Source organism: Nostoc sp., from assembly GCF_036917355.1.
Taxonomy (GTDB): domain Bacteria; phylum Cyanobacteriota; class Cyanobacteriia; order Cyanobacteriales; family Nostocaceae; genus Nostoc.
Map to the genome: position 1 here is coordinate 1 of NZ_JBALDP010000013.1, position 21,364 is coordinate 21,364.

Genomic DNA, 21,364 nt, shown 5'->3' on the forward strand with positions numbered 1-21,364 from the left:
TTAGCTAATGCGACTGCCAAGGTTAATCTTTGTTTTATTCGGTTGATGGTTAAGAGGCTTGCTGCACCTTCTTAGATGTCAAATGGGTTCTATAAATGTCATAAGAAATATCTTTTTCAAAAAGTGTCGGTAAATCTTTTTTTAAAGTATTAATTACCTTTTCCACTGGCAATTTATATTCCACGCGCCTTTTCCCTTAAAAAATCTTTTTTAACAAATTTTCCACTCCTGACCAAATAGAAGATGTCGTCTTATGACTCACAACACCTGCACTCAAATCTGACAGAGTGGGAAATGATGCAGACTTAGCATAAGGCCCATTGCGCAAAACTTTAGCAAGGGTATTGTTATTCTCGCGCAAACCTTCGTAAAAAAAGAATACCTCTCCTTGAATACCAAGTTGACGATTGTATTCAATTGCCTGCACCAGATATTCTGGACTAATACAGTAAGAGCCAAGCTTCATTAGAATTCCCGGTGCTAACTTGGGCAGTGTTGCATCTGTGAACTGCTGGTTTACCAGTTTATCAGCGATCGCACAATAACTCCTAAAGTTACGGCGATAAATTTGCGGCTGAATCATATCAGCTATTCCCCGCTTCAGCCATGTGGGTGAGTCTTGCAGATATTCCTGGAAAGCCCAATCATGAATATTAGGTGCGATCGCTACTAATAATTTAGGATTCACCGTTTTCACCTCCTGATAGAGACGGGCCAAAAACTCACTGAGAATATCTGCACGCCACTGTAACCATTGCCTATCCTTGTGGTTCTGTGGTGGATTGCGATCGAATTCCTGGCGATAGCGGGTGACAGTTCCCTCATCATAGCCACCTTCAGAGGGTAATGCTGGGAAGCGATCGTCTCCTTGAACACCATCCACATCATAATTCTTTACAACTTCCAGCACCAAGTTCAAGAAGAATTCCTGCACCTGTGAGTCGAGTGCATTCAACCACTCAAAGCCGTTTTTCTTCAGTAAATTGCCGTTAGAATCACGCGCACCCCATTCCGGTTTTTTCTGTAAAAGTACACCACCATTCAAATTATAGGAACTGGCAAAACCGTATTCAAACCAAGGAATGACTTTCAACCCAACTCGCTGCGCCTCAACCACCACTTCTTCTAAAGGGTTACGGCCCACAAACATCGGATCAATTTCGACTCCAAAGGTCTGCTGCATTGTTTGACTGGGATATAAAGTTACTGCCTTGTTCCAAACAACGGGAAACACTGCATTAAATCCCGTTTCGGCAAGCAAATCCATCGCCTCAGCAATGCGTTGCTTTGACCTGAGAACCTTACTATCAGTAGTAGTGAGCCAAATACCACGGGTTTCTATTATTGCCATTTCTATAAATTTAAATTCTCGGCACTGCATCATCTAAACATTGACTAGCCGCCGATACCGCGCCTGTATTATTGTGTAAATCCCATAGGCAACTAAACCTAGTGCCACAATACCCAAAAGCCATGCCCCGTTAGGCTGTTGTGCTAGCGTCTGTAATACTTCATCCAAACCTTCTGCGGTAGCGGCGTCAGATTGCCTTGCAGCTTCAATTAAAAACCAACCGATAATACAAAATACTATACCCCGTGCCGCTAAACCAAATCTGGAAATCCTCATTACCCATTGGGCTTCTGTGTTGCTTAATTCAGTTAAATTGAGTTCTTTACGAAATTTCCCACTAAAAGCTTGATAAAACTGATAGAAACCTAGAGCAATTACAAACGCCCCCACAGTTCCAACTAACCATTCACCAAAGGGTTGAGAAAGCAAACGTGCTGTTGAATCTTCAGTAGAATCACTACTATTTTTACCGCTGCCTGTACCCATAACGATTTGCACAGCACTTAAGGCTAAACTTGCATAAATCAAGCCATTAACTGCGTAACCAATTCGTATTGCTAAACCTTTGGCATCATTACCTTTATTTTCTGGATCTTTAATTGCCTGTACAAAACGCCAGATTACGTATCCAATCAAGCCAATTGCAACTAAAGCCAGCAAAAATTGACCAAATGGCTGGTTAACGATTGTTTGGAGAGCGCCTTGGGTATCAGTTGTTTGACCACCACTGCCAAAAGCCGCCTGTGCTGCCAGTAGTCCAACGATACCGTAAACTACTCCCTTGGAAACATAGCCAAATCGTCCCAGTCGCTCAACCCACAATGAAGCATGGTTTGTCAACTGTTGTGTCATGGTAGTTGGGGAAAATTATTATATCTACCTTTTACCAAAATTTACCCACGATTCACATCTATCTCAAGACAAATTGTCTAATATTTTTGCAAAAAAGTACTATCGTAATACTGTCTTTCAATAGATGTGAGGCTGCTCAAAATAATATTAAACTTGTTCAGTACAGTATTATTATTTAGTATTTTTTAATGCTGAATTTAGATTAATTATGTCTTTAATAGAAAGTTCTTGGAAACACGAATATATAACTATCAATGGGGTAAAACTACACTACGTTACCCAAGGTGAAGGGCCCTTAATGTTGATGTTGCATGGGTTTCCTGAGTTTTGGTATTCTTGGCGGCATCAAATACCAGAATTTGCCCAAGATTTTAAAGTCGTCGCTCTTGACTTGCGTGGCTACAACGATAGTGATAAACCAAATGAGCAATCAGCGTATGTAATGGCTGAGTTTATCAAAGATGTTGAGGGAGTAATTAAAGGATTAGGATACCAAAAATGTGTATTAGTTGGACATGATTGGGGAGGTGCGATCGCTTGGGCTTTTGCATACACTTATGCCGAAATGGTAGAGCGATTAATTATTCTTAACCTACCTCATCCTGCCAAATTTGCCCAAGGCTTACGCACTCCCCAACAGTTGCAGCGAAGTTACTATATTTTTCTATTTCAACTACCTTGGATACCAGAATTATTCTTACAATTTTCAGACTACCAAGCAATTGAAACAATTTTTAAAGGTACAGCAGTTAACAAGAGTACTTTCACTAAAGCGGATATTGACGCGTACAAAGATGCTGCTGCAAAACGCGGTGCCTTAACAGCAATGTTGAACTACTACCGCAATATTTTTCAACAGAGAATGCTAAATCCAACTTGGGGCGTTTTGGAAGTGCCAACACTGATGATTTGGGGAGAAAATGACACTGCACTTGGCAAGGAACTAACCTACAACACCGCCGCTTATGTTAGGAATTTTCAAATCAAGTACATTCCTAATTGTGGCCATTGGGTGCAGCAAGAACAGCCAGAATTGGTTAATCAGTATATGCGAGAATTTCTGAGGAATTAAGCTAAACCATCAAAAGTATAAATACTCATCAAACTAGCTATATCAAATAGCGCCAGTTTTTACTTTTAAAAAGATTTAATAGTAATTTAACAGTGAGCATTTTTGAGGAATTATTGGGTAAAATTTGCCAAAAAATCGGAATTGATGGCATTTTCGACATCAATTTTCTCTCTGTTTCAGATCGCAACTAACTTGTCAGAAGTTAGATTGTCACAAGATAGATTGACCTCACGAAGTTTAGTGAGATAATAGAACTGTGAGGGACAGAACGGACGCAACTCGATTATTAAGGGGGAAAATTATGAAACTCCAGCTATTAGCGGCCATGGCCTTAGCAACACCCCTATTTTTCGCTAGCTCGGTTAGAGCCGAGAATCCACAGGATTTACAAAAGCTGCTTTCAACTGGGGAATGTGTTAAGTGCGAACTATCAGGAGCTAACCTTAGTGGCGCTCATTTAATTGGTGCTGACTTGAGAGGCTCGAAGCTCCAAGGAGCTAACCTTGTAGGAGCTAACCTCGAAGGTGCTGACTTAACTGGTGCAAACTTGGCAGGTGCTAACCTAACATCTGCTTATGTAACTAATGTGAATTTGAAGCAAGTCAATCTCAACGGAGTAAATTTTACTCGTGCTACAATTCACGATTCTAATGTGTATCAAGCATCAATGAACGATCTAAATCTCACTGATGCACAAGTATTTAACACTGGAATCGGGATTGGTGGAGAAGACGCTGAAATTCCTGATTGGAAATAGGCGCAACTGATTACACAGGTTAAAATCAATACAACATAGGTTTTGGCGGGTTTTAAATAAAATAAACTAATTTTTTGCCAGAATTATCCTGAAAACCTGCCTCTACAAAAATATTAAGAAAAATGAAACCCCTCTGCGTTGTAATCACTTTACTATGGCAAAAGCAGAGGGGGTTTCTTTTTGCGATCGCACTGATATCCACACAAGAAAGTGCAATCAAAATCTGAAAATCTTTGTTATTTCCCATTAAATCTAATTGAAAATCAGGATTTCACCTATTATTTGCGTAAGTTGTATCTAGCACAAAGAGGGTTTTTTCGCTAGATGCAGCCGGATGCAATTGATTTGGCACAATTATTTGCATAAGAGTATTGTGACCCCTCCATAGCTCACAAAACATCATTAAAGACTTACAGCGGTTTTCATATGAATAGACCACAGTGAGCGAACCAGCCCCAAGCATCATCAGACGAGATTTGCTGATTAATAATTTGGGTTAACACTTGATTAAGCGCTTCGTAAGTTCGAGCTTTTGCTGCACGCAAACACTGCTTAAGTTTTGACTCTTCAAATTCAATCGGAGACAAATCAGGCGAATAAGGAGATAAAAAGACTACCTTTGCGCCAACAGATTCAATCAGATCTTGAATAATCTGCGCGTGATGCACTGACAAATTATCCATTATTACGACTGCTCCCATCCACAACTGAGGTGCAAGAACCTCTTGAACATAGGTCAGAAATACATCGGTGTTAACACTACCAGGAATGCTCATAGTAGCAATTAGTCTGTCCATACTTAGTGCCCCGATTAATGATATGTTTTGTCCTCGATTTTTAGGGCAAGAGTCGTACAACCTCTCACCACGTAGTGCACGACCATAGATTCGGATTATGCCTTTTTCCAGAGGGAGTTTGTATCTTTACGGTGTTCAAGTTGCTCACTCAAAAACTTAATAAATTATTGTTTCTGAATACCGATTTTACCTATGATTTTAACTAAAAGTTGATATGTTTTTTCATTTATATTAGATTTTAATAGATTATTTAAAGTAGTGATAACTCTTGTATTCTGATTTCCTAGACCTATTAAGGCATCAGCCGCATAATTACGGATATAGTAGTTGGGTATCCCGTCAAAGTTGAGGTCACTTCCCCACTTGCGAACTGTTGGTCTTTGTACACCTAAGACTGCATATAGTACAGTGTCTCATCCCGTGTAGGTTGCACGGCAATTAGTATCAATTCTTGTTACACGTCGCAATTTGACTATAGACATGGTGTCCTTATTTACTCAATACATAGTTGATTTTTCTTTTTTTCCCTGATTACTGAATCGATGTTCTAGTAGTCAGTATTTTAAAGTAGCGCGATCGCAAAATTAATGGTGTTGAAAGCGATCGCGTAGAGAAACGATCGCCACATACAGCACAGGCACTACAAATAAACTCAAAAACGTAGAGACAATCATCCCACCAAAAACGGCTGTTCCTAGAGATTGTCGGCTGGCTGCTCCGCCACCAGATGCAGTGACAAGGGGCAAAATGCCTAAAAGTGTGGCCAATGAGGTCATCACAATGGGTCGTAAGCGAGTCTGAGCCGCTTCAACAGCTGCTTTGGGAATGGAAAGCCCAGTATCTCTGAGTTGGTTAGCAAACTCAACGATCAAAATTGAATTTTTGCTTGCCATGCCAATCAGCATCACCAATCCAATTTGGCAGAAAATGTCATTTTCTAGCCCTCGAATCAGTTGAAATAGTAGAGCGCCTAAAAGAGCAAGCGGCACTGCCAAAAGGATAATCAAAGGATCGATAAAGTTTTCATACTGAGCCGCTAGAACTAGAAATACAAAGACAATTCCTAAGCCAAAGATGATAATAACCTGTGAACCTGCTTGCACTTGTTCAAGCGATAATCCTGACCACTCATAGCTCATTCCTTTTGGCAATAGCTCGGTTGCTACCTGCTGCATGGCTGCGATCGCCTGTCCAGAACTGTAACCCGTCGCTGGTGAGCCGTTGATCTCAGTAGAACGAGATAAGTTATAGTGGCTGATTTGTTGAGGTACAGTTGTTTGAGTAATTTCGACTAAGTTATTCAGAGGGATCATCTCTCCAGCTTGAGAACGAACATAAAAGCGGTTAATATCTTTGGGGCTAGAGCGGAACGGCTGGTCTGCTTGAACATAAACTCGGTAAATCCGCCCTAAAAAGTCAAAATCGTTGACATACTCAGATCCTAAAAAAACTTGTAGTGTGCTAAATATGTCCTCCAAAGACACTTGAAGTGCCTTCGCCTTCTCTCGCTCTACTTTAACGAGTAGCTGTGGGTTATTAGCGCTGAAGCTGGAATATAAGTTTTGCAACTGAGGCAGCGTATTTCCTCGCTTTACCAGTGAGCTTGTTGCCTGAGCCAGCGTATCAAAGCCCCGGTTAACCTGCTCTTGCAGTTCAAACTGAAAGCCGCCAAAATTGCCTAATCCTTGTACCGCCGGAGCCGGATAGCTAACGACGGTTGCGCCGATGATGTTTCCAAAGGGTTGACTCAATCGCGCCATAATTTTATCAACCGACTGCTCGGCTTTTTTGCGTTCAGACACAGGCTTGAGCGTGACGTAAATTGTCGCTTGATTCGCAGCACTGCCTGTATAGATGAATCCGGCATCTGCAAAGACACCTGTGATTTCAGGAATCTTCAGAAGCTCCTGTTCAACTTGATTCATAATCTTATCCGTGTAATCCAGCGAAGAGCCTGACGGTGCTTGAATGGTTACAACAAAATAGGCTTGGTCTTCAGTTGGTACAAACCCTGTTGGTACTTGTTGAAATATCCAGTAGGTCAATGCTAGAGAGAGAACAAAGCCAAAAACAATTACAGTTTTGAACCGCATTAAATGACTCAAAGCCCAGTTATATCCCGTCTGTAGCCCTGTCAGTACGCGATTGATGGGAGTGAAAAACCATCCTCGCCGATCGCTGCCTCTGCGAAGCAAAATAGCTGAAAGAACTGGAGTCAGGGTTAAGGCATTGAAAGTCGAAACCGCGATCGAAAAGGTAATGGTTAATGCAAACTGCTTGTAAAGTTGCCCAGTTGTGCCTGGAAAGAAAGCGACTGGAATAAATACAGCTGCTAGCACTAAGGAAGTCGCCAAGACTGCGCCAGAGATTTCCTGCATTGCAGCAGAGGCAGCCTGACGAGGCGACATCCCTTTGTCTTGGATGAAACGAGCGATATTTTCGACTACGATAATGGCATCATCAACCACCAGTCCAGTTGCTAGAACCAAGCCAAACAGTGTCAGCGTGTTAATTGAAAAACCAAATAGTTTTGTGAATACAAATGTACCGATTAAGGAAACTGGAATCGTAATCGATGGAATCAGCGTACTTTTCCAGTCCTGCAAGAAGATGAAGATAATAACGATCACCAAGACGATCGCCTCAAACAGAGACTTAATCACCTCATGCATAGATTCTTCAACAAAGGTCGTCGTGTCGAGTGCGATCGCATACTTGAGTCCAGGTGGAAACTGTTTAGCCAGTTGCTCTAATTCTGCCCTTGCTTCTCTTGCTGCATCTAGAGCATTTGCCCCAGGTCGCAGCGAAACTCCGATGCCTACTGCACTCTTGCCATTGAAGCGAACCAGGATGCTGTAATCTTCGGCTCCCAGTTCTGTGCGCCCCACATCTTTAAGTTTGACAAGCGTTCCATCTACATCTGATTTGACAATCATCTCGCCAAACTCTTTCGGATCGGTCAGCCTACCTAATGCTCGGACACTGAACTGGTAGGGCTGATTGCCTGACGTGGGTGGTTGCCCTAACTGTCCGGCTGCGACTTGTGCATTCTGCTCCCGTAGGGCGTTAACGACATCTGCCGCCGTTAAATTACGCACGGCAAGTCGATTGGGATCAAGCCATAGGCGCATTGCATACTTGCGCTCGCCATAGAACCGCACCTCGCCTACACCGTTAACGCGCTTTAACCCATCTTTGAGAAACAAATCTGCATAATTACTAATATATAGGTTGTCATATTCGCCATTTTCGGAGTAGAGAGCGATCGCCAAAATTAGTTGTGTAGAGGTTTTTGTCACCGTTACGCCTGTCTTCTGCACCTCTTCAGGTAGCCTACCCTCTGCGGCTTTAATCCGATTCTGCACATCCACAGCCGCCAGATCGATGGCACGTGACAAATCAAACGTGACGGTGATTGTGCTGCTGCCATCATTGCCACTCGTAGAAGTGATGTATTTCAGTCCCTCCACGCCGTTGATTTCTTGCTCCAATGGCACCGTGACAGCTGATTCTACAACTTCTGCACTGGCTCCAGTGTAGGTCGCTTTCACAACCACTTGAGGCGGTGCAACTTCTGGATATTGAGCAATCGGAAGTGTAAAAGCGCTGACTGCCCCAACCAGGATGACGATCAGAGCAGAAACAATGGCAAAGACAGGACGCTTGAGAAAAAAATTGACGAACATAGCATAACCTGTAATGCATCAAATTTCCTGAAATCAAAAGTGAACCTAAACTACACCTGCGGCAACTAACACACCGATCGCACATAAGGAAGTTGAAGACTGCCAACATGAGCAGAAATCTCATAAGGTACTTCCAAATAAAAAATATCCCAAAACTGACCCAAAACCCCTCTCATTTCTCCTCTCTCTGTGTTCTCTGCGTCTCTGTGGTTCGTTTATTTTATTTCTTGGAAATCCCTAATCCTTCATGCCTCAGATATCTACGCTATGAACTGGACACGATCGCTTTCATCGCTTCTGAGAGAATTGCTGTTCCATCAGAGAGTTGCTGAAGTCCAGAAACGACAATTTGTTCGCCGGGTTTCAGCCCTTCAATCACCTGATAGTTTCCATCTTCCACTTCACCCAGGATCACAGGCCTTTGACGAGCCACTAGGTCTGTATCAGCTTTCTGAGCGACGAAAACAAAATCTTTCCCACCCAAACGGGAAATTGCCGCCGCCGGTACAAGCACACCTGGACGCTCATCCCAAATCACTCGTGACAGCACTTGTTGATCGGCTCGTAAACGCCCGTCTGGATTGGTATAGAGCGCCTTGATCGAGATAGATTCACTTTGATTATTGACATTAGGTGAGATAAAGAAAACTTGACTGTTGCCAATCAACTTGCCCTGTTGATTAATGAGCTGTACAGTCATTCCTGGTCGTAAATCAGCAGCGCGTTCCGAGGGTACTGATAAATTGACTTCCAAAGGATGATTTTGGGTAATGGTGGCAAGTTGAGTAGAAGGACTGACATAATCACCCACCTTTGTAGGAATATTGCCAATTGTCCCGGCAAAAGGAGCAATAATCTGGTAGTACTGAAGTTCAACCTGCTGTCCCCTAACATTGGCAGCCGTCTGTTGGAAGACTTTCTCCTTACTGGCAACGATCGCTCGCTGTGCTTCAATTCGAGCTTTAGCGGCATCAAGTTCTGCTTTGGCATTATCAAGGTTATTGTGCCTGCCATCTAACACTTCTTGACTGACTGCGCCTTCTTGGTACAGGGTTGAGTAGCGATCGTATTGCTGCTGTTGCAGTGCTACATCTGACGCTTTAGCGCGGCGATCGGCTTCTAAAGGAATTAGTGAAGCTTTGGCACTTTCAACGTCTGCTTGGGCTGAGGCGGCGGCAGCACGAAAACTGCTAATCTCGGCTTGTTGGCGATCGGGATTGATTTGAATCAGAGGAGTGCCCACTGCAACTTCAATTCCAGGCTGAACGAAGATTTGAGCGACTCGCCCATCGACTTGGGGGTGAAGTGCGATCGAGCGCCTCGACTCTAACCGACCAATGAATTCTGAGGTGTTGCGAACTTTTCCAGCTTGGACTGAGGCAAGTTTGACGCGAACGGCTGCGGTAGCTTGTGCTTTTTCTGCTTTTGCATTGGAATCAACAGAATGACAGGCTCCTGCAAACGTCAGGATTAAAACAGTTGAAAAGAGGTAGCTAATACCCCTTAGCTTTGATATGCTCTTGCTCATAACTCCTTTTATAGAAGACGATGTTCCTTTTCGCTAATCACTTGCGTGAGTCACACTAACGATGTTGAGTATTCAAAACAGACTCAAAACTTTGTTGCACATTCTCTGATTTTTGATTTGTCGTCATAACGGTTTGATGGCAACACAAATTGGTTACGGTAATGATGGCGATCGTCAGCAAAATCTGACTCGATCGCTTGCTGATGAGAAAACTGGCAACTGTATTGCTAAAATTGCGTTGGTTTTATAAAGAAAAATCTTTATAAATAAACTCTATAAAACTGCATCAACCCTGTCTTGCACGTTCTTTCGATTTTGGACACATTCTTACTGACTTTTGAGAAAGGCTTTAGGAGTGACCCCAACTAATCGTTTGAAGTGACGACTGAGGTGACTTTGATGGGTAAAGCCAAGAATTTGGGCAATTTCTGCGATCGGTAGTTCATCTTGCAATAGCAATTTCTTGGCACGTTCTATCCTGCACTGGATCACATATTGATGGGGTGCCAAACCTGTTGACTGTTTGAACAAGCTAGAGAAATAACTCGGACTAATATGAACCACTGCGGCTAAAGCCGATAATGTCAAGTCTTGTTCTAGATGAGCATGAATATAATCCACCAACTGCTGCAATTTGCGTTTTGGCAAACCGCTTGCGACTGCCGGAAGCATCTGTTTCTGAGTAGAATAATGGCATAACAGGTGAGCTATTAACGCAGTCGTCATTGCGTTCACATAGAGACGTCCCCCCATCCCATTCGATTCCAGTTCTGTTTTAAGGGCTAATCCAATGCTATGAATTAAGGGATCGGGACGACTGAGAGTGGGTGTCAGTTCAACATCTTTTATGTCGTCGGGCGCTTCTGCAATGTGCTGCGCTAATAGTGTCGATTCAAAAGCCAACGCAATAAATTGATGTTCAGTATTCCAACACGCCCAGTTTCGGGCATTTGCTGGTATAACTGTGATCGTTCCATAGCTAATTTGAGTCGGTTGGGTTAGTTCTTCAATGGTCTCAATCATAGGTGATTGCAGCGTGCGATCGTGAATAATGATCCGGTGCTGCGTACAGGAGTGTTCAACCATTTCATACGGTGGCTGACGGTGGTATTGAAGATAAAACCGATCCCAATCTGCTGAGGCGCTTGAAACCAGAGCTTTGTGCGGATAGAGCATAAAAGAATCAGCTTTGCTAGCCAAGTCAACTCTCTGAGTCTCTTCCCCTGCCATGATTCACACCCTCTATCAGTCAAATTGCCAAGGCTTACTGTAATCGTAATGACTTCAGTTTAATATATTTCTAAAGGGATAGCTTTAGCAATACCTTCGCCAATTTACGAGGGCTAAACGGCTGCGCTTAAAACTTCATGGTTGGTCAGTTTGCCATTTTCCATTTGCACAATGCGATCGGCTAGATATAGAATTCGGTTATCATTGGTGACGAGTAGAATGGTACAGCTTTGTTCTTTGGCTAATGTCTGCGTAAGGTTGACTACATCTCGACCGGATTTGCTATCTAATGCGGCAGTTGGTTCGTCAGCTAGGACGATTTTGGGATGGTTGACTAATACACGAGCGATCGCAATCTAGCAGAACTAGAACTGACAAAACTTTACGCTCGAAATAGCCTGCGGCTAGTTTTGCCAAAACCCTTACGCGTTTTTCCCTGATGCCCTGGTTGTCCTCCTGGTTTCCTTTTTGGAGATGCTGGGGAAATTGAATCGACCTTATTTAACTACTCTGGAAAAAAAAGTGTTGAGTATTTTGGAGTCGGAAATTAAAATTTAGTTATTAATATTTACTCAAACTTATTTTCGATGGGAGCAAACAGCAAGTAATTATTCCGATCGTGAGAATTGCTGTATATTTTGAGGTATGCCAGATTATACTCTCCAAAGAAGCTCTATGATTGCTCTACCTGGTATTGCCATTCAAAACAAGATATATGAAAGTTCTAACTCTCTAGTGTATCGAGGCATCAGAGACGATGGAGTAGGGATCGTCGTAAAAATGCTAAAGCTTGATTATCCTTCTCCCCAAGAACTGACTCGCTACAGACAGGAATATAAAATTACCCGTTCGCTCAACTTGGAAGGAGTTATCAAAGCATACAGCCAGCAGGACTATCAACGCACTCTGGTGATTCTCTTAGAAGATTTTGGGGGAGAGTCCCTAGAGCAATGGATGCACAAGCGCCCAGAAAACTTCTGCCCCATGCCCTTATCCACTTTTCTAAGTCTTGCGATCGCTATAAGCGACATTCTGGGCAGAATCCATGCAGCCAATATCATTCATAAAGATATCAACCCTGGAAACATAGTCCTCAATCTGGATACTGGGGTTGTCAAAATTATTGATTTTGGGATTGCCACCCAATTTAACCGCACAAATCCGATTTTCAAAAGTCCTCATGTTTTAGAAGGGACACTTGCATACCTATCTCCAGAGCAAACTGGGCGGATGAACCGTTTACTCGATTACCGCACCGATTTTTACTCCCTTGGTGTGATGTTCTACGAACTGCTAACCGGACATTTGCCGTTTCCTACAACGGATATCCTTGAGCTAGTCCATTGTCATATTGCCAAACATCCTGTTCCTCCTCATAAAATCAATACAACGATTCCTAAGCCAGTTTCAGATATCATTCTCAAACTGATGGCGAAAAATGCAGAAGAACGCTATCAGAGTGCCTGGGGAATTAAAGCAGATTTAGAAATCTGTGCTGAACAATTAAAAGAAATCGGTCAAATTTCTAGCATTCAACTGGCTCTTCAAGACGTTTCTGAGCAATTTCAAATTCCTCAAAAACTGTATGGGCGGGACAAGGAAGTTGCAATGTTACTGGCGGCGTTTGATCGCGTAGCGTGTCCAGAGTCAAATCGCGTCGCGGCTTTACCAAATAATTCAGAAACGACTTTACAAAGGGAACAAAGGGGCAACCCAAAATTCCAAGTCGAAATGATGTTGGTATCTGGCTATGCTGGTATTGGGAAATCTGCGTTAGTGCAAGAAATCTATAAACCAATTACCCAAAAGCGCGGCTATTTTATCTCTGGTAAATTCGATCAATTTCAGCGCAATATTCCCTACAGTGCGATCGCAGATGCTCTGCAAAAATTGGTGCAGCAATTGCTCAGTGAACCAGAGGAGCGGGTGCAAAAGTGGCGATCGCAACTTCTAAGGGCTTTAGGAACCAACGGACAAATTATTATTGATATTATCCCGGAAGTTGAATTAATTATCGGCAAACAGCCACCTGTATCAGAAGTTGGCGCAACTGAAGCTCAAAATCGCTTCAATCGGATTTTTCAATCGTTTGTGCGGGTATTTTGTTCCAAGTCACATCCCCTAGTTATTTTTCTAGATGATTTACAGTGGATAGACTCAGGAACGCTGAAGTTAATTGAGTTGATGCTGCTAGATGAGCAAATCCAATCCCTATTTTTAATTGGAGCATATCGAGATAATGAAGTAAATTCAACGCATCCACTGGTATTAATGCAAGAAAAACTGCGAAAAAAAGGAGTAGTTTTTCAAGAAATTATACTGACATCCTTAACGCTGGAACCATTGAATCAGCTGATTGCCGAGACACTACATCACAATACTGACACCGTTCGTTCCTTAGCTGAGTTGGTGTTGCGTAAAACCGAGGGTAATCCTTTCTTTGTCAATGAATTTTTGAGGACGCTATATAGCGAAAATCTGTTGACCTTTGACTCCCTCCTTACTAAGGGGAGACAGAGGAGGGTAGGAGGCTGGCAGTGGAACATTTCTCAGATTCAAGCCCAAGATATTACTGATAATGTTGTGGAGTTGATGCTTCACAAGTTGAAGAAACTACCAGAGAACACACAGCAAATTCTTCGGTTAGCTGCTTGCATTGGCGCTGAATTTAATTTAGATACTCTATCGATTGTTTGCGATCAACCACCTGAAACGATTTTTCAAGATTTACTAACAGCCATACAAAATGGATTAATTAAACCACTATCTGAATTAGATGAAAACTTGTTAATTAAAGAGCATAAGTTTCTGCACGATCGCGTACAGCAAGCTGCCTATGCTTTAATCGATGAAGCGCATAAACAAGTTGTTCATTTACAAATTGGTCGCAATCTACTATGCAAAACTTCACCGGAGTGCATATCAGATAAGTTATTTGAAATCGTCGATCATTTGAATCATGGGATTGAGCTTGTTAGCGAACAACCCGAACGAAATGAAATTGCTCGATTAAATTTAATTGCCGCGCAGAAAGCAAAAGCAGCGATCGCTTATAGTATGGCGAAAAAATATTTAGCCACAGCAAGAGTTTGGCTAGCGGCTTCTAGCTGGCAAGCAAACTATGACTTGACTTTAGAGCTATACACAGAAACAACAGAAGTCGCGTATTTGTGTGGCGATTTTGAGCAGGTAGAATACTGGGTGGCGATCGTTCTGCAATCAGCTAAAACAGTTCTCGACACTGTAAAAGTCTACGAAGTCAAAATTCAAACTAACATTGCACAGAGCCAGCTATTACAAGCAATCAATACGGCACTGCAAGTGTTGCAGCAATTGGGGATCAGTTTTCCCGAAACCCCCAGTCAGTTAGATATTCAGCTTGAACTAGACGCGATCGCATCACTCTTTAGTGAGAAACAGATTAAAGACTCGATTTATTTGCCGGAAATGACCGAGCCAGACAAGTTAGCAGCAATGCGAATCCTATCTAGAATCACTATTACGGCCTGGATTGCCGCTCCTGATTTAATGGCCTTACTGGTATCTAAACAAGTCAGCTTATCATTCGAGCATGGAAATTCGTTTGCGTCTTCCTTTGCTTATGCCAACTTTGGATTAGTTCTGTGTGGAAAGGTTGCAGACATAGACATTGGCTACGAGTTTGGACAGTTAGCTTTAAGGCAGTTGTCACAACCTAAGTCTCATTCACTCAGAGCTAGAACATGTCTCATCGTGAATACCTTCATTATTCATTGGAAAGATCGTGTGAGAGACACATTACAGCCATTACTAGAGGTCTATCAAAGTGGGCTAGAAACCGGGGATTTAGAGTTTGCCGCCTATGGCGCTCACTCTTATTGCTTTAACTCCTATATTGTCGGCAACGAACTCGTGGAGGTTGAACGCGAGATGGCGGCATATAATGAAGCACTTCGTCAAATCAAACAGGAAATAGCACTAACCTGGAATCAAATATTTCACCAGGCGATCGCAAATTTGATGGGATACTCGCTCAATCCAACCCGTTTAGTTGGCAAATTCTACAATGAGGAGAATGGATTGCCACAACACGAAGCAGCAAATGATGGAACTGCAATCTTTGATGTCTATTTTAATAAACTCTTTCTGTGCTACCTATTTTCTGAGTATGCTCAGGCAATTGAAAACTCAACCATAGCAGAACGTTATTTAATCAGAATAACAGGCACACCTATTGCGCCTTTTTACTACCTATATGATGCTTTGACAAGACTCGCAATATACCCGGAAAGCAGCGCTCAAGCGCAAGAGGAAATTCTTAAAAAAATTGCAGTTAGCCAGGAGAAAATAAAGCAATGGGCACATTATGCGCCCACGAATCATTTGCATAAATATCATTTAGTGCAAGCAGAGACTGCACGAGTTTTGGGTCAGTTGCTTGAGGCAGAAGAATTTTACGAGCAAGCAATTCTTGGGGCTAAAGACAACGAGTATTTGCAAGAAGAAGCATTAGCTTATGAATTAGCTGCTAAACATTATCTAGCAAGAGGCAGACAAAAAATCGCCCAAACTTACATGAAGGAAGCACATTATTGCTATGAACGCTGGGGAGCGACTGCAAAGGTCAAAGATTTAGAAACTCGATATCCCCAGCTATTTCCTCAGTCGTCGGGCATGACTCACACGCCAATTCGCACTACTTCTGGAACTACCTCTAATCACTCACCTATCGCTTTCGACTTAGCAGCAGTGATGAAAGCTTCCCTTGCAATTTCGAGTGAAATTGAATTGGATAAGTTACTCGGTTCCTTGATGAAGATATTAATTGAAAATGCTGGCGCGCAAACAGGATTTTTGATTTTGGAAAACTCAGGAAAATGGGCGATCGAAGCTTCTTGCGAACTCAATGACGGTGAGAAGGTCTGTGCTACGCAAGTGCTGCAATCGCTCCCAACTGCAAATCATCTACCTGAATCAATTATTAATTATGTTATCCGTACTCATGAATCTGTCATCTTAAATGATGCAATTCGTGAAGGTCATTTTATCAATGAACCATACATTCAGCACAATCAAATTCAATCACTGCTCTGTTTGCCACTGCTGAATCAAAGTAAGCTAGTTGGCGTGTTGTATTTAGAAAATCAATTAGCGGCTGGGGCATTTACACCCGAACGATCGCAGATATTAAATTTGTTATCATCCCAAGCAGCGATCGCAATCGAAAATGCCAGGCTCTACTCCAAGCTACGCGCTAGCGAAAGTAGAATGAAACAATTTCTAGAAGCGGTTCCAGTAGGAATTGGAGTATTGGATGCGGGTGGTTGCGTTTACTACGTCAATCAACGAGGAATTCAGCTAATGGGTAAAGGGATTGATCCTTCTGTGGCATCGGAGCAAATCCCAGAGGTTTATCAATTTTATCTGGCGGGAACAGACGAAAACTATCCAATTGAGAAACTACCAGTTATTCGGGCATTAAGCGGCGAATGCACCACAATTGACGATCTGGAAATTCACCAAAACAATGCGATCGTTCCAGTCGAGGTGTGGGGAACTCCTATCTTTGATGAACAGGGTAATGTAGCTTATGCGATCGTCGCCTTTCAAGACATCACAGAGCGTAAACAAGCAGAACACCTCTTAGCCAATTACAACCGCACTCTAGAGCAACAGGTAGCAGAACGAACTGCGGCTTTACAAAAAAGTGAAGCCGCACTGCGCGATGTCTACGACAAGCTTCGCTTACGCGAACAAGAATTGCGACTAATCACGGATGCTCTACCAGTTCTGATCGGCTACGTGGATGCAAATCAGCGCTATCGGTTTGTTAACCGTACCTATGAGGTTTGGTTTAGCCGTAGTCGAGATGAGATTTTGGGCAAGCATGTTCATGAACTTCTGAGTGAGAAGGTTTATCAACGGTTTGAGCCGTATATCAATCAAGTATTTGAAGGGCAAACTGTAACCCTGGAAGCAGAAATTACCTTTTCGTTTGGTAAAAGGTGCATCAGTGCTACCTTGATCCCCGATTGCGATTGCCCAAGGGGCAGTACCAAAGGCGATCGCAATGCTCAAGTGAGAGGCTTCTACAGTCTCATCACAGATATTAGCGAACAGCGAAACGCTGCACTGCGTGAACGCAAACGAGCCGAACACGCCTCAATTCTGGAAGAACGCAACCGGATGGCGCGAGAAATTCACGATACCCTGGCACAGTCCTTCACAGGCATTCTGCTCCAAGTCGGAGCGGCAACGCAAGTGCTGGCGGACGATCGAGAAGCAACTCAGGAACATCTGGAAATGATTGATGAACTGGCACGCATTGGGCTTTCTGAGGCGCGGCGATCGGTGGCAGCGCTCCGCCCTCAGATGTTGTCAGAAGGCAATTTGCAGAGTGCCCTCCACCGCCTCGTAACTCAAATGAGAGCTTCTACCGATACTATTCTGATCTACGAAATCAAAGGCACAACCTATTCTTTGCCAACCGAGGTTGAAAATCATTTATTACGGATTGGGCAGGAAGCATTAACCAATGCCATAAAATACGCTGATGCTGCCGAAATTCGTATGGAGTTGGTTTATGACAATGCCCAATGTATTCTGCGCGTTAAAGACGATGGACGGGGCTTTGGGGTTGCTACGATCCCATCTGTTGGCGGATTTGGATTGTTGGGAATGAGCGAGCGAGCAGAACATCTTGGAGCGCAACTCAGCATTCAGAGCCAACCTGGGCAAGGAACAGAAATTGTTGTAATCGTAAATCGAGGGTGAGAATATTAAAAATGCACTAGTTACAAACGCAACCTGTAGTAGCTCAATTTCTCATTCTTCATAATTATGAGCCAATCAACGAATATTCGGGTTCTGATTGTTGACGATCATTCCATTGTCAGGCAAGGATTGACAACCATCATTAACCGTGACCCAGAGATGACGGTGATTGCTCAAGCAGAAGATGGACAACAGGCGATCGCGCTTTTTCGTGAATACCAACCAGATGTAACGCTAATGGATTTACGAATGCCGCAGATGGCAGGAGTTGAAGCCATTACTGCTATTTGTGCTGAATTTAAAGCTGCCCGAATTGTTGTGCTAACTACCTACGATGGTGATGAAGATATTTATCGCGGATTGCAGGCAGGCGCTAAAGGATATTTGCTCAAAGATGCTAAACCCAACGAACTTTTGAGTGCCATTCGCACAATTCATCGCGGTCAGCAGTATATTCCACCCGAAGTAGGAGCAAAACTGGTGCAGAGGATGAGCAATCCAGAACTGAGTGAGCGAGAGCTAGATGTACTCCGTTTAATGGCGCAAGGAATGAGTAATTTAGAAATTAGCAGTACTTTGAGTATCGGTGAAAGCACCGTCAAATCTCACGTTAATCGAATTTTAAGTAAGTTGGGAGTTAGCGATCGCACTCAAGCCGTGATTATTGCTGTTAAACGAGGGATTGTCAATTTGTAATATCAATTTTGCAATTAAATATCTATATAATTAAATTCCCCCTTGTTAAGGCTACCATCTACACACAAATCTTTTAAAGTTAGTACGTAATCTAAAGTAAGTTTATTTTTGCAGGTCAATGCAACAAAGGTGCAGGTCGATGCAATCAAGGTACAGGTCAATGCAATCAAGGTGCAGGTCAATGCAATCAAGGTGCAGGTCGATGCAATCAAGGTGCAGGTCGATGCAATCAAGGTATAGGTCGATGTAATAAAGGTGCAGGTCGATGTAATAAAGGTGCAGGTCGATGCAATAAAGGTGCAGGTCAATGCAACTAATAAATACAAGATCAACATTATGCCTCGTATTCAGCTAGCGTATCCCAAAATTCCTGGTAGTAAAAACTACCCATCCGGGCGCTGTATTGCCTTCGAGAAATACGACGGGACTAATCTGCATTGGGTTTGGGAATTTGAACTTGGGTGGTACGGATTTGGGACTCGGCGCGATCGCTTCGATTTCGATGAGAAAGGAATCGCTGACTTTAACGCCGCCCATCCAGGCTTGGAAGCAGCACACAGCATATTTCAAACGCTTTTTGCGACCCCGCTAGATAAACTGTTTCAGGAAAATCCTATTTATAATAGTCCAGAAATCACCGTCTTTACTGAGTTTTTCGGTGCTAATTCCTTTGCGGGTATGCACAAACCCGACGAACCGAAACAACTGATTCTCTTTGATGTAGAGACTAATCGCGGTATAGTTCCGCCGGAACAGTTTGTACAGGATTTTAGTGATTTAGCGATCGCCCGCGTTGTCTATCGTGGTAAACTCACCGGACAATTTGTAGAAGATGTCCGCGCTGGGAAGTATGGCGTAGCTGAGGGTGTCGTGTGCAAAGGTGGTAACAGCCCTGTGGACTTGTGGATGGTAAAAATCAAAACTAATGCCTATATGAAAAAGCTACAGCAAGCCTTCCAAGATGACTGGGAAAACTATTGGGAGTGATAATGTGGATAAACGCACGTAGTATTAGTGGTGATTGAGCCGTATTATGAGTTAGCTTTTTTAAGCTATATATAGCAGTTAATGCTTTAGGAAAGGAAAAGAGCAAAATTCACAAAGAAATGATATGAGTAAGTTGTACTTTAGTTGAAATGTGGATTCCAACTAAAGTTGGAGTTAACCTTCCATTTTGAGATGGACTGATTTATCAATCACTCTATTGAGCAAAAGTTTCAACTTTTAGGGGACGACAAGTTAGAGTTAATTGCATATATTTAATGCAGGCAAACATCGATTGCAACTTAGTTGCAATCGATGTTTGCTTTACACAAAGAAAGTAGAAAGAGGGTTGTATACTCAACGCTGGCGACGAGCATACAACCGTCGGAGGTATCAGTGAGTTTTGACCGTGACCGCAGTTTGTTATTTGTCCCACCTTCAACACAAGATCGCATAAAAGGTGTGCTGAATGCCACAGTAGTGCTGGTGATGTATGGGGACTATGAATGTTCTCAAAGTGCGGACGTTTACAGGCTAATTAAAGTCATTGGGCAACAGCTTAGTGTTTCTTTGGGGGAGAATTATTTGTGTTTCATCTTCCGTCATTTTCCACAGATAGAGATTCATTCTCATGCTCAACGTGCGGCTGAAGCGGCTGAAGCAGCTGCTGTCCAAGGTCAATTTTGGTCAATGCATGAAATGCTGTTCAGCCATCAACAAGAGTTGGGAAACGGCTATCTGGTGGAGTATGCCAATAATCTAGGACTTGATATTTCCCAATTTCTCCAAGATATATCTAAAAAAGTCTACATCGATCGCATCAATGAAGATATTGAAAGTGGATTATACAGTGGAGTAACGGCTGCCCCAGCACTGTTTATTAATGGAATTCGGTATAGCGATCGCTGGAAAATTGAGCAGTTGATGGCAGCTATTATCACTACAAGTCATTAAGTTTCTTCGTTCTTAACCACACAACCAAAATTACTGCTTATTACGCAAGCAATTAATTAACAGGAGCAACCTAATGGCACAATCTCTCTGGCTTTTTGGCACTCGCCTCAACATCGTTGCCGATCGCACCACTACAGGAGGTCAGTACGATCTGATCGAAGGCTACTTTCTTCCCGGCACACAAACACCCCCCCATCGCCACACGCGCTATTCCGAACAACTCTACGTCCTAGAAGGGGAGTTCACGGTTTGGGCGGGTGAAAACAAGGTTGTGCTGAATGTTGGTGAAAGCTTCCTGATTCCTGCTGGTACACCCCACGTAGTCGCTGCACTCAGCGATCGGCCAGCTCGCGGGTTGGTGGTTGCTGCACCGAGTGGTTTTGCTCGGCTAATTGCAGCAGTTGGTACAGTAGATGAGACAGAAGCACCGGACATGGAGCTGTTCGATCGCATTTCCACCGAGATCGGCGACGAAATTCTGGGGCCGCCCGGAGCTTTACCCTCAGTATGAGATGATGTTGGCTTGCACTCCGATAAGTACTCACTTTGGGGAAGAATCGTAGAGTTGCATATTCGATCGCTTGCATCTCTCTATTGCTGTCAGGAAGCTAGACCATGAGAAAATCACGTCTAAAGCCTACGTATTGAATCACCCTTGGCGTTGCCGCCCTGTCGCTGGCATCTCTGCGCTCAGTTAAACCCTT

The 21,364-nt window shown here is 43.1% G+C and carries 14 protein-coding genes and 1 pseudogene; 8 read left to right on the forward strand and 7 right to left on the reverse strand.

Annotated elements, in window-relative coordinates:
- Positions 1–196 precede the first annotated feature (196 nt).
- A complete protein-coding gene (locus tag V7K53_RS03650) occupies positions 197–1,351 on the reverse strand; it encodes a glycoside hydrolase family 10 protein (RefSeq protein ID WP_335196286.1) in 1,155 nt (384 codons plus the stop codon).
- A 33-nt stretch (positions 1,352–1,384) separates the two neighbouring features.
- Positions 1,385–2,203: a DUF1206 domain-containing protein gene (locus V7K53_RS03655; RefSeq protein WP_335196287.1), complete on the reverse strand. Its 819-nt coding sequence runs from the start codon at positions 2,201–2,203 to the stop codon at positions 1,385–1,387.
- A gap of 208 nt (positions 2,204–2,411) precedes the next feature.
- On the opposite strand from V7K53_RS03655, the gene V7K53_RS03660 reads away from it, so the two are divergent.
- The gene (locus V7K53_RS03660; protein WP_335196288.1) at positions 2,412–3,275 is read left to right on the forward strand and encodes an alpha/beta fold hydrolase; all 864 of its coding nucleotides are present in this window, start codon (positions 2,412–2,414) and stop codon (positions 3,273–3,275) included.
- A 301-nt stretch (positions 3,276–3,576) separates the two neighbouring features.
- Positions 3,577–4,032, forward strand: a complete 456-nt coding sequence (locus V7K53_RS03665) for a pentapeptide repeat-containing protein (RefSeq protein WP_292724889.1) — start codon at positions 3,577–3,579, stop codon at positions 4,030–4,032.
- 422 nt (positions 4,033–4,454) lie between these two features.
- On the opposite strand, the gene V7K53_RS03670 is transcribed toward V7K53_RS03665, so the two are convergent.
- The 5 genes and pseudogenes from V7K53_RS03670 to V7K53_RS03690 form a co-directional block, all read right to left on the reverse strand.
- Positions 4,455–4,940 (reverse strand): transposase, encoded by a 486-nt coding sequence (locus V7K53_RS03670; protein WP_335196331.1) that lies wholly within the window; start codon positions 4,938–4,940, stop codon positions 4,455–4,457.
- 473 nt (positions 4,941–5,413) lie between these two features.
- Positions 5,414–8,515, reverse strand: coding sequence for an efflux RND transporter permease subunit (locus tag V7K53_RS03675; RefSeq protein WP_335196289.1), 3,102 nt, complete (start codon positions 8,513–8,515; stop codon positions 5,414–5,416).
- Between the two features lie 265 nt (positions 8,516–8,780).
- Positions 8,781–10,043: an efflux RND transporter periplasmic adaptor subunit gene (locus V7K53_RS03680; RefSeq protein ID WP_335196290.1), complete on the reverse strand. Its 1,263-nt coding sequence runs from the start codon at positions 10,041–10,043 to the stop codon at positions 8,781–8,783.
- A 327-nt stretch (positions 10,044–10,370) separates the two neighbouring features.
- A complete protein-coding gene (locus V7K53_RS03685; RefSeq protein WP_335196291.1) occupies positions 10,371–11,273 on the reverse strand; it encodes a helix-turn-helix transcriptional regulator in 903 nt (300 codons plus the stop codon).
- Between the two features lie 113 nt (positions 11,274–11,386).
- Positions 11,387–11,629, reverse strand: a pseudogene (locus tag V7K53_RS03690) (ABC transporter ATP-binding protein); the annotation flags it as partial.
- Between the two features lie 319 nt (positions 11,630–11,948).
- Between V7K53_RS03690 and V7K53_RS03695 the strand changes: the two are divergent.
- From V7K53_RS03695 to V7K53_RS03720, 6 genes are all read left to right on the forward strand, one after another.
- Positions 11,949–18,026 carry an AAA family ATPase gene (locus V7K53_RS03695; protein ID WP_335196292.1) on the forward strand — a complete coding sequence of 2,026 codons (6,078 nt, stop codon included), beginning with the start codon at positions 11,949–11,951 and terminating at the stop codon, positions 18,024–18,026.
- A 66-nt stretch (positions 18,027–18,092) separates the two neighbouring features.
- Positions 18,093–18,722, forward strand: coding sequence for a response regulator transcription factor (locus V7K53_RS03700; protein WP_335196293.1), 630 nt, complete (start codon positions 18,093–18,095; stop codon positions 18,720–18,722).
- A gap of 108 nt (positions 18,723–18,830) precedes the next feature.
- Positions 18,831–18,962 (forward strand): hypothetical protein, encoded by a 132-nt coding sequence (locus V7K53_RS03705; RefSeq protein WP_335196294.1) that lies wholly within the window; start codon positions 18,831–18,833, stop codon positions 18,960–18,962.
- 96 nt (positions 18,963–19,058) lie between these two features.
- Positions 19,059–19,709 (forward strand): RNA ligase family protein, encoded by a 651-nt coding sequence (locus tag V7K53_RS03710; protein WP_335196295.1) that lies wholly within the window; start codon positions 19,059–19,061, stop codon positions 19,707–19,709.
- 393 nt (positions 19,710–20,102) lie between these two features.
- Complete coding sequence (locus V7K53_RS03715; RefSeq protein WP_335196296.1) at positions 20,103–20,660, forward strand: DsbA family protein; 558 nt, start codon at positions 20,103–20,105, stop codon at positions 20,658–20,660.
- Positions 20,661–20,733: 73 nt separating this feature from the next.
- Entirely contained in the window at positions 20,734–21,171 is a 438-nt protein-coding gene (locus V7K53_RS03720) for a cupin domain-containing protein (protein ID WP_335196297.1), read from the forward strand.
- Positions 21,172–21,364: the final 193 nt, after the last annotated feature.

What these genes read in the sequence shown, in the direction of transcription:
- V7K53_RS03650 (WP_335196286.1), bottom strand. Translation starts at nt 1,351, where the DNA reads ATGGCAATAATAGAAACCCGTGGTATTTGGCTCACTACTACTGATAGT.
- V7K53_RS03655 (WP_335196287.1), bottom strand. Translation starts at nt 2,203, where the DNA reads ATGACACAACAGTTGACAAACCATGCTTCATTGTGGGTTGAGCGACTG.
- V7K53_RS03660 (WP_335196288.1), top strand. Translation starts at nt 2,412, where the DNA reads ATGTCTTTAATAGAAAGTTCTTGGAAACACGAATATATAACTATCAAT.
- V7K53_RS03665 (WP_292724889.1), top strand. Translation starts at nt 3,577, where the DNA reads ATGAAACTCCAGCTATTAGCGGCCATGGCCTTAGCAACACCCCTATTT.
- V7K53_RS03675 (WP_335196289.1), bottom strand. Translation starts at nt 8,515, where the DNA reads ATGTTCGTCAATTTTTTTCTCAAGCGTCCTGTCTTTGCCATTGTTTCT.
- V7K53_RS03680 (WP_335196290.1), bottom strand. Translation starts at nt 10,043, where the DNA reads ATGAGCAAGAGCATATCAAAGCTAAGGGGTATTAGCTACCTCTTTTCA.
- V7K53_RS03685 (WP_335196291.1), bottom strand. Translation starts at nt 11,273, where the DNA reads ATGGCAGGGGAAGAGACTCAGAGAGTTGACTTGGCTAGCAAAGCTGAT.
- V7K53_RS03695 (WP_335196292.1), top strand. Translation starts at nt 11,949, where the DNA reads ATGATTGCTCTACCTGGTATTGCCATTCAAAACAAGATATATGAAAGT.
- V7K53_RS03700 (WP_335196293.1), top strand. Translation starts at nt 18,093, where the DNA reads ATGAGCCAATCAACGAATATTCGGGTTCTGATTGTTGACGATCATTCC.
- V7K53_RS03710 (WP_335196295.1), top strand. Translation starts at nt 19,059, where the DNA reads ATGCCTCGTATTCAGCTAGCGTATCCCAAAATTCCTGGTAGTAAAAAC.
- V7K53_RS03720 (WP_335196297.1), top strand. Translation starts at nt 20,734, where the DNA reads ATGGCACAATCTCTCTGGCTTTTTGGCACTCGCCTCAACATCGTTGCC.